Origin of the sequence: Streptomyces sp. NBC_01171, from assembly GCF_045039805.1 — a bacterium.
Lineage (GTDB): Bacteria > Actinomycetota > Actinomycetes > Streptomycetales > Streptomycetaceae > Streptomyces.
In genome coordinates this window covers 6,304,217-6,317,065 of sequence record NZ_CP108609.1, presented here as the reverse complement: position 1 = coordinate 6,317,065, position 12,849 = coordinate 6,304,217, and the positions used below count along the sequence as shown (strand labels likewise).

Annotated in this window: 11 protein-coding genes; 6 read left to right on the top strand and 5 right to left on the bottom strand. The window is 73.6% G+C overall.

The genetic code is table 11. The features are described 5' to 3' along the window. Nucleotides 1–105: 105 nt before the first annotated feature. Nucleotides 106–1,326, top strand: a complete 1,221-nt coding sequence (locus tag OG448_RS29250) for a saccharopine dehydrogenase family protein (RefSeq protein ID WP_405558271.1) — start codon at nucleotides 106–108, stop codon at nucleotides 1,324–1,326. A 3-nt stretch (nucleotides 1,327–1,329) separates the two neighbouring features. On the opposite strand, the gene OG448_RS29245 is transcribed toward OG448_RS29250, so the two are convergent. The 3 genes from OG448_RS29245 to OG448_RS29235 form a co-directional block, all read right to left on the bottom strand. Further along, nucleotides 1,330–2,757: a M1 family metallopeptidase gene (locus OG448_RS29245; RefSeq protein WP_405558270.1), complete on the bottom strand. Its 1,428-nt coding sequence runs from the start codon at nucleotides 2,755–2,757 to the stop codon at nucleotides 1,330–1,332. Nucleotides 2,758–2,927: 170 nt separating this feature from the next. Beyond that, nucleotides 2,928–4,601: an FAD-binding dehydrogenase gene (locus tag OG448_RS29240; RefSeq protein ID WP_405558268.1), complete on the bottom strand. Its 1,674-nt coding sequence runs from the start codon at nucleotides 4,599–4,601 to the stop codon at nucleotides 2,928–2,930. A gap of 26 nt (nucleotides 4,602–4,627) precedes the next feature. Next, nucleotides 4,628–5,242, bottom strand: coding sequence for a TetR/AcrR family transcriptional regulator (locus OG448_RS29235; protein ID WP_405558266.1), 615 nt, complete (start codon nucleotides 5,240–5,242; stop codon nucleotides 4,628–4,630). 136 nt (nucleotides 5,243–5,378) lie between these two features. Here OG448_RS29235 and OG448_RS29230 point away from each other — a divergent pair, with 136 nt between their 5' ends. Further along, nucleotides 5,379–6,008 (top strand): alpha-ketoglutarate-dependent dioxygenase AlkB, encoded by a 630-nt coding sequence (locus OG448_RS29230; protein WP_391301407.1) that lies wholly within the window; start codon nucleotides 5,379–5,381, stop codon nucleotides 6,006–6,008. A gap of 55 nt (nucleotides 6,009–6,063) precedes the next feature. After that, on the top strand, nucleotides 6,064–6,810 hold the full coding sequence (locus OG448_RS29225) for an MBL fold metallo-hydrolase (RefSeq protein ID WP_405558264.1): 747 nt from the start codon (nucleotides 6,064–6,066) through the stop codon (nucleotides 6,808–6,810). 3 nt (nucleotides 6,811–6,813) lie between these two features. On the opposite strand, the gene OG448_RS29220 is transcribed toward OG448_RS29225, so the two are convergent. After that, on the bottom strand, nucleotides 6,814–7,698 hold the full coding sequence (locus tag OG448_RS29220) for a universal stress protein (RefSeq protein ID WP_405558262.1): 885 nt from the start codon (nucleotides 7,696–7,698) through the stop codon (nucleotides 6,814–6,816). 169 nt (nucleotides 7,699–7,867) lie between these two features. Here OG448_RS29220 and OG448_RS29215 point away from each other — a divergent pair, with 169 nt between their 5' ends. From OG448_RS29215 to OG448_RS29205, 3 genes are read left to right on the top strand one after another with little or no spacing between them, the layout of a single operon-like run. After that, nucleotides 7,868–9,544: an FAD-dependent oxidoreductase gene (locus OG448_RS29215; RefSeq protein ID WP_405558261.1), complete on the top strand. Its 1,677-nt coding sequence runs from the start codon at nucleotides 7,868–7,870 to the stop codon at nucleotides 9,542–9,544. Then, nucleotides 9,541–11,010, top strand: coding sequence for an ATP-binding protein (locus OG448_RS29210; RefSeq protein ID WP_405558259.1), 1,470 nt, complete (start codon nucleotides 9,541–9,543; stop codon nucleotides 11,008–11,010). The genes OG448_RS29215 and OG448_RS29210 overlap by 4 nt, the downstream gene beginning before the upstream one ends. Beyond that, nucleotides 11,007–11,357 (top strand): UBP-type zinc finger domain-containing protein, encoded by a 351-nt coding sequence (locus tag OG448_RS29205; RefSeq protein ID WP_405558257.1) that lies wholly within the window; start codon nucleotides 11,007–11,009, stop codon nucleotides 11,355–11,357. Before OG448_RS29210 ends, OG448_RS29205 begins: the two co-directional genes overlap by 4 nt. Before the next feature lie 7 nt (nucleotides 11,358–11,364). Here the strand turns inward: OG448_RS29205 and OG448_RS29200 are convergent, their stop codons facing one another. Continuing rightward, a complete protein-coding gene (locus OG448_RS29200; protein WP_405558255.1) occupies nucleotides 11,365–12,573 on the bottom strand; it encodes an SGNH/GDSL hydrolase family protein in 1,209 nt (402 codons plus the stop codon). Between the last annotated feature and the right edge of the window lie 276 nt (nucleotides 12,574–12,849).

Sequence of the window (12,849 nt, the reverse complement as noted above, 5' to 3'; positions counted from 1 at the left end):
ATGCCAACGCCATTGACCTTAACGCGGCGCGGGGCGTTGGATGCGGGGCAAGGCGCGCCTGTCCCGTTCTCGTTTCCCGTCCGTGTCAGGCAGGGAGTTTCCGTCATGCGTGTACTGCTCGTGGGCGCCGGTGGTGTGGGCACCGCCGTCACCCGGATCGCGGCCCGCCGTCCGTTCTTCGACCTGATGGTGGTGGCCGACTACGACCCCGCCCGTGCGGAGGCGGCCGTCGCGGCGCTCGGCGCGGACGCGGGCCGGTTCCGGGCCGAGCGGGTCGACGCGGCCGACGAGGCGGCGGTCGCCGGGCTGCTCGCCCGGCACGGCTGCGACGTGCTGCTCAACGCCACCGACCCCAGATTCGTGATGCCGCTGTTCCGCGCGGCCCGCGAGGCGGGGGCCACCTATGTCGACATGGCGATGTCGCTGTCCCGGCCGCACCCGGAGCGCCCGTACGAGGAGTGCGGGGTGAAGCTCGGCGACGAGCAGTTCGCGCTCGCCGCCGACTGGGAGCGCGCGGGCGCCCTGGCGCTGGTGGGCATGGGCGTGGAGCCGGGCCTGTCGGACGTGTTCGCCCGGTACGCGGCGGACGAACTCTTCGACTCCATCGAGGAGATCGGCGTCCGCGACGGCGCCAACCTCACTGTGGAGGGCTACGACTTCGCGCCCTCCTTCAGCATCTGGACCACGATCGAGGAGTGCCTGAACCCGCCGGTGATCTACGAGGAGGGGCGCGGCTGGTTCACCACGGAGCCGTTCAGCGAGCCGGAGGTGTTCGACTTCCCCGAGGGCATCGGCCCGGTGGAGTGCGTGAACGTCGAGCACGAGGAGGTGCTGCTGATGCCGCGCTGGACGGACGCACGGCGGGTCACCTTCAAGTACGGGCTGGGCCGTGAGTTCACCGACACGCTGCGCACGCTGCACCAGTTGGGCCTGGACCGCACCGTTCCGGTGACCGTGCCGGGCCCGGACGGTCCGGTCGCGGTCTCGCCGCGTGACGTGGTGGCCGCCGGGCTGCCCGACCCGGCGACGCTGGGCGACCGGATGCGCGGCAAGACCTGTGCGGGCACCTGGGTCCGGGGCACCAAGGACGGGGCGCCGCGCGAGGTGTACCTCTACCACGTGGTCGACAACGAGTGGTCGATGGCCGAGTACGGCTCCCAGGCCGTGGTCTGGCAGACGGCCGTGAACCCGGTCGTCGCCCTCGAACTCCTCGCCACCGGCGCCTGGTCGGGCGCGGGCGTGCTGGGCCCGGAGGCCTTCCCCGCCCGCCCCTTCCTCGACCTGCTGACCGCGTACGGCTCCCCGTGGGGGCTGCGGGAGCAGTGACCGTCAGGCGGTCTTCGGCTTGCCCTTGGTGTAGAGCCAGGTGTGCAGCACCGGGGCGACCTTCTTGCCGGACTCCTTCTCGGCGAGCCGGGTGAACTGCTCGGTCGTGCCGTGGCCGTCGCGGTGCTGAGCGGCCCAGGCGCGCAGGATGCGCAAGAAGGCGCGGTCGCCGACGGTCTTGCGCACCTGGTGCAGGGCCATCGCGCCCCGGTCGTAGACGGGGTCGCCGAAGATCTTGCCGCCGTCGCCGGGGTTGCCGGGCGGGTAGGCCCACAGCTTGTCCTTGCCGGGGCGGGCGTAGAGGCCGTCGAAGGTCTTCTGGGCGCTGTGGCCGCCGTGCTGCTCCTCGTAGAGCCACTCGGTGTAGCTGGCGAAGCCCTCGTTGAGCCAGATGTCCTGCCACTTCGTCAGCGAGACGGAGTCACCGAACCACTGATGTGCGGTCTCGTGCACGAGGGTGTCCAGGTCGGGCGCCGAGGCGTACACCGGCCGGGTCTGGGTCTCCAGGGCGTAGCCGACGTCCGGGGCGTGGTCGACGATGGAGCCGGCGGCGCGGTAGGGGTACGGGCCGAACAGTCCGGCCTCCCACTTCAGCACCGAGGGCAGCTTCTTCATCACCGGGTCGGCGGCTCGGGCCTCCCGGGGGTCGACGGCGTCGTAGAGCTGGACGCCGCCGGGCAGGGTGCTGCGCCGGACGGTGAAGGTGCCGACGGTGGCGGTGGCGAGGTAGGCGGCCATCGGCTCGGCCTGGTGCCAGCGGAAGGTGGTGCGGCCGTGCTCGGTGCGCTGCCCGCGCAGCACGCCGTTGGCGACGGCGGTCCGGCCCTCGGGGACGGTGATGGTGAAGTCGTACGACGCCTTGTCCAGCGGGTGGTTGTCGGCCGGGAACCAGGTCATCGCGCCCTGCGGCTGGCCCGCGACGAAGGCGCCGTCGTCGGTGGGAATCCAGCCGTCGGTCGAGCCGTCCGGGTCGGTGAGGGGCTTCGGGGTGCCCTTGTAGCGGACGGTGACCTTGAACTCCTGGCCCTCGCGCAGGGCGTTCTTCGGGGTGACGACGAGTTCTTGGCCCTTTCGGGTGAAGCGGGCGTCGTCACGGCCGACGCGTACGGAGGTGACGGTGAGGCCGCTCAGGTCGAGGTCGAAGCGGCTGAGGCGCTGGGTGGCGCGGGCGGTGAGGACGGCGGTGCCGTCGAGGTGCCGGGAGCCGGTGTCGTAGCCGAGCGTGAGGTCGTAGTGGCGTACGTGGTAGCCGCCGTTCCCGCTGAGCGGGAAGTACGGGTCGCCCGCCCCGGCGGCTCCGGTGGTGCCGGAGCCGAGCGGGGCGGCGGCGCCGAGGAGCGCGGCGACCGCGAGCGGGACCGTGGCGAGGACCGTCTCGCGGCGGAGAAGGGCGGTGCGGCGTCGTGCGGCCGGACGGCGGGAGGACGTCACGTGCGCTCCTTCGGGGACGGCGATGATCGCTCCGCACAGATTAGGGCGCCGGGCCCCGGCTTGTCCTGCGCTCCAGGGCACCGCACCGGCAGGGAGCCGGCCGCTCCCGGGGCCGCCGGGGCCCTCGGCGCCCTGCCGGAGCAGGCCGCCGGGGGCCCGGTCGGTCCGCGTCAGCCGGTCTGCCGGGCCGCCGCCCTGCCCGCGGCGCGGCCGGAGAAGAGGCAGCCACCGAGGAAGGTGCCCTCCAGCGCGTTGTAGCCGTGCACCCCTCCCCCGCCGAAGCCGGCCACCTCACCGGCCGCGTAGAGACCGTCGACCGGGCTGCCGTCGAGGCCGAGGGCGCGGGAGTCGAGGTCGGTCTGGATGCCGCCGAGGGTCTTGCGGGTCAGCACGCGCAGCCGGACGCCGATCAGCGGGCCCGCGGCCGGGTCGAGGATGCGGTGCGGGGCGGCGACCCTGCCGAGGCGGTCCCCGATGTAGCGGCGGGCGTTGCGGATGCCCTGGACCTGGGAGTCCTTGCTGTAGGGGTTGGCCAGCTGGAGGTCGCGGGCCTCGATCTGGCGGCGCACCTCGGCCGGGTCGAGCAGGGCCTCGCCGGTGAGACCGTTCATCTTGCCGACCAGTTCCTCCAGCGTGCCGGCGGTGACGAAGTCCTCGCCCTTGTCGAGGAACGCCTGCACCGGTCCCGGGGCGCCCTTGCCCAGGACCCGGTCGCGGAGCACGGCCCCCCGGTCCTTGGCGGTGATGTCGGGGTTCTGCTCGGAGCCGGAGAGCGCGAACTCCTTCTCGATGATCTTCCGGGTCAGGACGAACCAGGAGTGGTCGTGGCCCGCGATGTCCTCGGTGGTGCGCAGATGGCGCAGGGTGCTCAGCGTGTCGTAGCCGGGCAGGCAGGGGTCGGGCAGGCGGCGGCCGCGCGCGTCGAGCCAGATGGAGGACGGGCCGGGCAGGACACGGATGCCGTGGCCGGGCCAGATGGGGTCCCAGTTGGCGAGGCCCTCGGTGTAGTGCCACATGCGGTCCCGGTTGACCAGGCGTACCCCGGCCTCCGCGCTGATGTCGAGCATGCGGCCGTCGACGTAGGCGGGGACGCCGGTGACCATGTCGGCCGGGGGCGTGCCGAGCCGCTCGGGCCAGTAGCGGCGGACGATGTCATGGTCGGCGCCGATGCCGCCGGTGGTGAGGACGACGGCCTGGGCGGTCAGCTCGAACTCCCCCACCGCGTCCCGGCTGGAGGCGACACCGCGCGGCGATTCATCGGGGGCGAGGAGGGTGCCGCGTACTCCGCGCGCGGTGTTGCCGTCGATGAGCAGCTCGTCGACGCGGTGCCGGTGGTGGAAGGTCAGCAGGCCGTCCCGCGCGGCCTGCCGGGCGTACCGCACGAAGGGCTCGACCACGCCGGTGCCGGTGCCCCAGGCGACGTGGAAGCGGGGTACGGAGTTGCCGTGGCCGTCGGCGCGCAGGTCGCCGCGCTCGGCCCAGCCGACGGTGGGCAACAGCTCGATGCCGTGCCCGCGCAGCCAGGACCGCTTCTCCCCGGCCGCGAACTCGACGTAGGCGCGGGCCCAGCGCACCGCCCAGGAGTCCTCGTCCTCGATGCGGTCGAAGCCGGCGCTGCCCCGCCAGTCGTTCCAGGCGAGGTCGAGGGAGTCCTTGACGCCGAGGCGGCGCTGTTCGGGCGAGTCGACCAGGAAGAGGCCGCCGAAGGACCAGAACGCCTGGCCGCCGAGGTTGGCGGCGTTCTCCTGGTCCAGCAGGGCCACCTTCCGGCCCCGGCTGGTGAGTTCGTGCGCCGCGACCAGGCCGGCCAGGCCCGCTCCCACGACTATGACGTCCGCGTCCATGGAGTCCTCGTCCTTCCTTCCAGGGTTCATTCCGGGTCGCCGCTGCCGGCCAGCAGCGGCGTGAGCAGATGTTTCAGCCAGTCGCGGGCGGCGTCCACGTCCTTGTCCAGCAGGAGCTGGACGGTGACGCCGTCGTAGGCGGCGACGACCGCGCGGGCGGCGGCGTCCACCCCGCCGGGCGGGGCTGCGGTGGCCTCGGCCCGGCGCAGCCGGTCGGCGACGGCCTCGCGCAGCCGGGCCCGGTGGCGGAGCAGGGTCTCGGCGACGGCCGGGTCACGGGCGGCGTGCACCAGGAAGTCGGTCTTCACCAGCAGCCAGTCCACGTCGAGGAGGAGCACCTCGGCGACCCGGTCCACGGAGGCGGCCACGTCCAGCGCGGGACCGTCCTGGGCGAGCGCCTCGGCGACCTGGGAGGCGATGAGGTCGGCGCGCTCCTGGTACAGGGCGAAGAACAGCTCGTCGAGCGTGGCGAAGTTGGAGTAGAAGGCCCCCCGGCTGTACCCGGCGGCCTCGCAGACCTCCTCGATGGAGACCCGCCCGAACCCCTTGGCCGCGAACACCGCGAAGGCGGCGGCGAGCAGCTCGGCCCGTGTCCGCGCCCGCCGCTTGGTGACCCGCGGCGCCTTCTCCTCGGCCGTCATCACCCGCACCTCTCTTTTGATACAGGAATGTATCCGATACATCAATGTATCGAAAGAACCCTGCGGCGAGAGCCGTGCCGGCGGGCGGCCCCTTGATCAATAGAACGTATTTTCGATTCAGGAGTACGCTGGCCCCATGTCCACGCACCTCCAGAGTTCGCTGTTCGACCAGGCCGACGAGCTGCGCCTCGGCCCTCTCGACGGACTGGGCCGGACCGTACTGGGCTCCGGAGCCTGGATCGACGTGCTGCCCGGCTGGCTGAGCGGCGCCGACGCCCTGTTCGAACACCTCGCCGCCGAGGTCCCCTGGCGGGCCGAGCAGCGCCGGATGTACGACAACGTGGTGTCCGTACCGCGCCTGCTGTCCTTCTACCGCGACCGGGAACCGCTCCCCCACCCGGTGCTGGACGAGGCCCGCGAGGCACTCTCGGCGCACTACGGACCGGAGCTGGGCGAGCCCTTCGTCACGGCCGGGCTGTGCTACTACCGCGACGGCCGGGACAGCGTGGCGTGGCACGGGGACCGGATCGGGCGGGGCAGCCGCGAGGACACGATGGTCGCCATCCTCTCGGTGGGCGCGCCGCGCGATCTGCTGCTGCGTCCGGCGGGCGGCGGCGCGGTGGCCGTGCGCCGGCCGCTCGGACACGGCGATCTGATCGTGATGGGCGGCTCCTGCCAGCGCACCTGGGAGCACTGCGTCCCCAAGTCGGCGCGGGCCGCCGGGCCCCGGATCAGCATCCAGTTCCGCCCTCGCGGGGTGCGCTGACCCGGCATCTGATTGGCTGACGCCGGTCAAGTCATCGGCCGGAATCCGAGGGAACATGCGGGCACAGGCAGAACAAGTCGCGGACGGCGTCCACCTCGTGCGGGGTCACCACGTCAACTGGGTGATCCTGAAGGACGGTGAGGACGTCGCGCTCATCGACACCGGGTATCCGGGAGACCGGCAGGCACTGCTCGACTCCCTTGCCGCCGTCGGCAGTTCACCCGAGGCGGTGACGGCGGTGCTGATCACCCACGCGCACAACGACCACCTGGGCTCGGCGGAGTACCTGCGCACGGCCCACGGCACGCCGGTCCTGCTGCACCCGGCCGAAGTCCCGCACGCCCGGCGGGACTTCCTCCAGCAAGCCTCCATCGGTGACGTGGCGCGCAACGCCTGGCGGCCCGGTGTGGTGCCCTGGGCGGTGCATGTGATCAAGGCGGGCGGCACCGAGCACCACCCGGTGTTGAAGCCCGAGCCGTTCGAGTCCGGTGGCGCCCTCGATCTGCCGGGGCGCCCGGTGCCCGTGCACACGCCGGGCCACACCGACGGGCACTGCGCCTACCACCTGCCGGACGTGGGCGTCGTGATCTCCGGCGACGCCCTGATCACCGGACACGCGACCTCCCGCGTCCGGGGCCCGCAGATGCTGCACGGCTTCTTCCACCACGAGACGGACCGGGCCGTGACCTCGCTGGCGCTGCTCGCCGAACTGGAGGGCGACGCGCTGCTGCCCGGCCACGGCCCGCTGTACCGGGGCCCGGTGCGGGCCGCCGCCGAGCAGGCCCACGACCGGGCGTCCTGACCGTCAGGCCGGGCCGTCACCGGGCCGGTCCTGGGGGACGACGGCGACCGGGCTGCCCGCGTGGTGCAGCACCCCGTGCGCGACCGAGCCGATCCGGGCGCCGACCGCCGTACGGCGCGCCCGGCGGCCCACCACGAGGAGTTGGGCCCGCGTGGCCTGGGAGACCAGCACCTGCCCGGCGCTGCCCATCTCGACGTGCTCGGCGACGGGCACACCCGGGAACCGCTCCCGCCAGGGCCGCAGCGCGTCGGCCAGCGCCCGCTTCTCGTACGGTTCGAGGCCGCCCGCCTCGTCCAGCAGCTTCAGCGAGCCGGGGCTGTAGGCGAAGACGGGCGGCAGGGTCCAGGCGCGCACCGCGCGGAGGGTGGCGCCGCGGGCGGCCGCCGTCTCGAAGGCGAAGCGCAGCGCGGCGGCGCTGTCCTCCGGGGTGCCGTGCTGGCCGACCACGATCTCCCGCCCGGCGGACTCGGCTTCCGGGCGGTCCCCGGCACGCACCAGGATCACCGGCCGGGTGGTCTCCGCGACGACGCGGAGGCCGACCGAGCCGAGCAGGAAGCCGACCACCGCGCCGTGCCCGCGGGTGCCGAGGACCAGCGCCTCGGCGTCCGCGCCGGCCGCGAGGAGCGCGTCCACCGCGTCGTCCTCGGTCAGCTCGACGGTCGCGTCCAGGCCGGGGTGCCGGTCGGCGAGGGTGCCGACGGCGCGGCCGATGCCCTCCTCGACCCAGCCCCGCTGGGTGTCCCGGTCGGCGGGCAGTTCGCCGATCTCCTCCCAGGCGTGCACCACGCGCAGCGGCAGGCCCCGGCGCACGGCCTCGCGGGCCGCCCAGTCCAGCGCGGCCAGGCTCTCCTCGGTACCGTCCACCCCTGCCGTGATCGGGCGTGTCATGCGTGAGGCCTCCTCGTCGTCCGGCATGTTCCGTCCTCGCCATGACCCTGCCACAGCGGGCGGGGGCGTCCGCCACCCGACGTCCGGAGCACACCGGGGCGAATCGGGAGAAACGCACATACGATGGGCGGGACCGTCCCGTGCACCCGACCGCCCGGGGTGAGAACGCATGCCAGAGCCGACCGACGCCGCCCGGACCGTCCTGCTGACCGTGGACGACGATCCGGGCGTGTCCCGCGCGGTCGCCCGCGATCTGCGGCGCCGCTACGGCGCGTCGTACCGGGTGGTGCGCGCGGAGTCCGGACCGTCGGCCCTGGAGGCGCTGCGCGAGCTGAAGCTGCGCGGCGACTCCGTGGCGGTGCTGCTGGCGGACTACCGGATGCCGGTGATGAACGGCATCGAGTTCCTGGAGCGCGCGATGGACGTCTACCCGGGCGCCCGGCGGGTGTTGCTGACGGCGTACGCGGACACCGGGGCGGCGATCGACGCGATCAACGTGGTGGACCTGGACCACTATCTGCTCAAGCCCTGGGAACCGCCGGAGGAGAAGCTGTACCCGGTGGTCGACGACCTGCTGGCGGCCTGGCGGGCCGGGGACCACCGGCCGGTGCCGTTCATGAAGGTGGTGGGCCACCGCTGGTCGGCGCGTTCCTCGGAGGTACGGGAGTTCCTGGCTCGCAACCAGGTGCCCTACCGCTGGTACTCGGTGGAGGAGCCCGAGGGGCGGCGGCTGCTGGCGGCGGCCGGGCAGGACGGACTGCGGCTGCCGCTGGTGATCACCCCGGACGGCGGGGTGCTGGTCGAGCCCGAGGCCCCGGAGCTGGCCGCGCGGGTCGGCCTGGCGACGACGCCGACGGCCGACTTCTACGACCTGGTGGTGATCGGCGGCGGCCCGGCCGGGCTCGGCTCGGCGGTGTACGGGGCGTCGGAGGGGCTGCGCACGGTGTTGCTGGAGCGCTCGGCGACGGGCGGCCAGGCCGGGCAGAGCTCCCGCATCGAGAACTACCTCGGCTTCCCCGACGGCGTCTCCGGCGCCCAGCTCACCGAACGCGCCCGCCGCCAGGCGACCCGGTTCGGCGCGGAGATCCTCACCGCGCGCGAGGTGACGGGGCTGGAGGTCAACGGCGCGGCGCGGGTCGTGCGGTTCGCGGACGGCTCCGCGATCGGCGCGCACAGCGTGATCCTGGCGACCGGGGTGCAGTACCGGCGGCTGACCGCCGAGGGCTGTGCCGGGCTGACCGGCTGCGGGGTGTTCTACGGCTCGGCGCTGACCGAGGCGCCGTCCTGCCAGGGGCACGACGTGTTCGTCGTGGGCGGCGCCAACTCGGCCGGGCAGGCGGCGATGTACCTGTCCCGGTTCGCCAAGTCGGTGACGCTGCTGGTGCGCGGGCCCGACCTGGCGGCGTCGATGTCGCACTACCTGGTCCAGCAGATCACCGAGGCCCCGAACATCGCGGTGCGCGCCCGCACGGAGGTGGAGGCGGCGCACGGCTCGGACCGGCTGGAGCGGCTGACCCTGCGCCGGGTGGACACCGGTGAGGCCGACCAGGTCGAGGCGCAGTGGATGTTCGTGTTCATCGGCGCGGCCCCGCTGACCGGCTGGCTGGACGGGACCGTACGCCGGGACCGGCGGGGGTTCATCCTGGCCGGTCCGGATCTGACCGTGGACGGGGAGCTGCCGGAGGACTGGGAGCTGGACCGGCCGCCTTACCACCTGGAGACCAGTGTGCCGGGCGTGTTCGTGGCGGGCGACGCGCGTGCCGAGTCGGCCAAGCGGGTCGCGTCCGCTGTAGGAGAGGGAGCCATGGCCGTGATGCTCGTCCACCGGTATCTGGAGCAGTCGTGAGCGGGCGGCCGCTGCCGTGCAGCCCCGGTGAGATCGGCAGTCTGTTCCTGTTCGAGCGGCTGTCGCCCGAACAGTTGGGACGGCTGTGCCGGGAGGGCCGGGTGGAGCTGTTCGAACCGGGCCCGGTGTACACCGAGGGCGACCCGGCGACCTGCTTCTACGTGCTGATCGAGGGCACGGTCGTGCTCTCGCGACGGATCGGAGCCGAGGACGTTGAGGTGTCCCGGACCGCCCAGCGCGGGGTGTACGGCGGTGCGATGCAGGCGTATCTCGGGGACCGGGTACGGCAGTTGTACAACAACTCGATGCGGGTGACGGAGCCGACGCGGTTCTTCGTGCTGCCCGCGCCGGTGTTCGCGGAGGTCATGCGGGCCTGGTTCCCGATGGCGGTGCATCTGCTGGAGGGGCTGTTCTTCGGTTCCAAGAGCACACAGGCGGCCATCGGGCAGCGCGAACGACTGCTGGCGCTGGGCTCGTTGTCGGCCGGGCTCACCCATGAGCTGAACAATCCGGCGGCGGCCGCGGTACGGGCCACCTCCACCCTGCGGGAGCGGGTGGCGCGGATGCGGCACAAGCTGGCGCTGATCGCGGACGGGCCGTTCTCCCGTGACGCGCTGGCGAGCCTGATCGAGATGCAGGAGCGCACCGCCGAGCGGGTCGCCAAGGCTCCGGCGCTCGGCCCGCTGGAGGCGGCCGACCGGGAGGACGCGCTCGCCGACTGGCTGACCGACCACGGCATCGAGGACGGCTGGCGGCTCGCGCCGGTGTTCGTGCAGGCCGGGCTGGACGCCGACTGGCTGGAGCGGGTGGCCTCCGCGGTGGACCAGGAGATCCTGGGCGGCGCGGTGGGCTGGCTCAACTACACCATCGAGACCGAGCTGTTGATGAACGAGATCGAGGACGCCACCACGCGCGTCTCCCAACTGGTCGACGCCGCCAAGCAGTACACCCAGCTCGACCGGGCACCGTTCCGCGTGGTGGACGTGCACGAACTCCTCGACAGCACCCTGCTGATGCTGTCCGGCAAGCTCGGCCCGCACATCGAGGTGGTGCGCAGTTACGACCGTACGCTGCCCTCGCTGCCGGGCTATCCGGCGGAGCTGAACCAGGTGTGGACCAACCTGATCGACAACGCGGTGTCCGCGATGACCCAGGACGGCGGCGGGGGCACGCTGACCGTGCGGACGGCGCGGGACGGGGAGCTGGCGCTGGTGGAGTTCGCGGACACCGGGCCCGGTGTGCCGCCGGAGATCCGGGAGCGGATCTTCGACCCGTTCTTCACCACCAAGCCGGTCGGCGCGGGCACCGGGCTGGGGCTGGACATCTCGCGGCGAATCGTCGTCGACAAGCATCACGGCACGCTGCGGCTGGAGTCGGCCCCCGGCGACACCCGCTTCCAGGTCCGCCTCCCGCTGACCGCGATCACACCGTCCGGCGAAACCGACAGACCCGAGGAGAGCGCATGAGTGAGGACACCGCGATCGACCCGTCCGTGCCACCGAGCGGTACGGGGTGTGTGGAGTGCGAGAAGGCGGGCAGTTGGTGGTTCCATCTGCGCCGCTGCGCGCGGTGCGGGCACATCGGGTGCTGTGACGACTCGCTGGGCAAGCACGCCACCGCGCACTACCGGGCCACCGGCCATCCGGTGCTGCGCAGCTTCGAGCCGGGCGAGGGCTGGTTCTGGAACTACGCCACGGAAGAGCTGTACGAGTCCGGCCCGGCGCTGGCCCCGCCCGAGAGCCACCCCGCCGACCAGCCGGTGCCGGGACCGGCCGGACGGGTCCCGGCCAACTGGGCGCGGTTGCTGAGCTGAACCGGCGTCAGCGCCGGCAGTCCCGGCTCGGGGCGTCGACCGCCCCGGCGATGGCCCGCATGCCGTCGTCGTCGGGGTGGAGGTGGTCGCCGCTGTCGAGGTCGGGGCGCAGCCGCGCGGGGTCGCGGGGGTCGCGCAGGGCGCGGTCGACGTCGGCGACGGCGTCGAAGTCGCCCCCGGAGCGCACCTGGTGGTTGACCTCCCGGCGCACCGACTCGGCGTCCGGGTCCCACTGGAGCCAGCCCTTGAAGGGCGCGACGGTGGCGCCGACCACGCACAGGCCCGCCGCGTGGGCCCGCTTCGTGATCTCACGGTAGCCCGCGACGATGTCGGCCGCGCTCGCCCCTTCGTGCGCCTTGAGGTCGTTGACGCCCTCGTAGAGGATCACCGTGCGCGCGCCGGGCTGGGAGAGGACGTCCCGCTCCAGCCGGCGCCCGGCGCTCGGGCCGCCGTTGTCGCCGGTGAGGACCCGGTTGCCGGAGATTCCCTCGTTGGCGACGCCCGTGCCGTCCTCGCGCAGCCGCCGGGCGAGGTCGTCGGGCCAGCGCCGGTCGAGGCCGGGCGTGGACCCCCATCCGTCGGTGATGGAGTCGCCGAGCGCGACGACCGCGCCGGTACGGGGGTGTGCGGGGCGTACGGAGACGGCGTCGAGGTACCACCAGGAGCCGGTGGTCAGTGTCCAGCCGGTGTCGCCGTCGCCGCCGGGGTCGGCGTCCCGGCCGAGGTAGGACGTGGTCAGGGCCATCTCATGGCCGGTGGCGGGCCCCTGGGCGTCCGGGGTGCGCAGGCTGACGGAGAGGCGGGCCCCGGCGGCGACACGGCCGGGCAGCGGGTCGCTCCAGACGGCGCCGCCCGCCGGGACGGTGACGGCGTGCTCGCCGCCGAAGGTGAGCGCCCGGTTGCTGCCCGCCTCGAGCGCGGCGCCCTGGGCCTGGAGGCCCGCGTGGGCGGCGTCGACGGTGAGCGGGCGGTCCCCGTAGGCGTTGGACAGCCGGACGCGCAGGTCGCTCCCGCCCGCGCTGACCCGCAGGATCAGCCGGTAGGCCCGGTCGGCGCCCTGCCCGACGCGCTGGGCGCTGGCGGCCCAGGTGACCACGCCCGAGCCGCGCACGGTGGCCCCGGCCGGCGGGGCGGCCGCCTGGGCGGGCGTCGCCTGACCGGCGAGGGTGAGCAGCAGGACGGCGGCCGCCCGGCAGGCTCTCCCCCGGCCGCTCACCTGGCCGGTTCCTTCACTTGGCCCATGCCAGTGATGGTCCCGCCGACGCCCGCCCGGCGCACCTCGGTACGTTACGTGTCCGCATGCGTACAAGGGGGTGCCTCGTCTGTCAGGCCGGATCAGGGAGCGGCGTCCGGCGCCGTGCATCGCAAGGCGGAGGAGGGAGTCGATGCGGAGCATCGGGGACCGACGACAACGCGGCGAGGTGCGGTGCCGGACGCCGCGAGCCCGGCCTGATGGACGAGACACCCCCTAGGGGCCCCGCCCCGCGCGGAG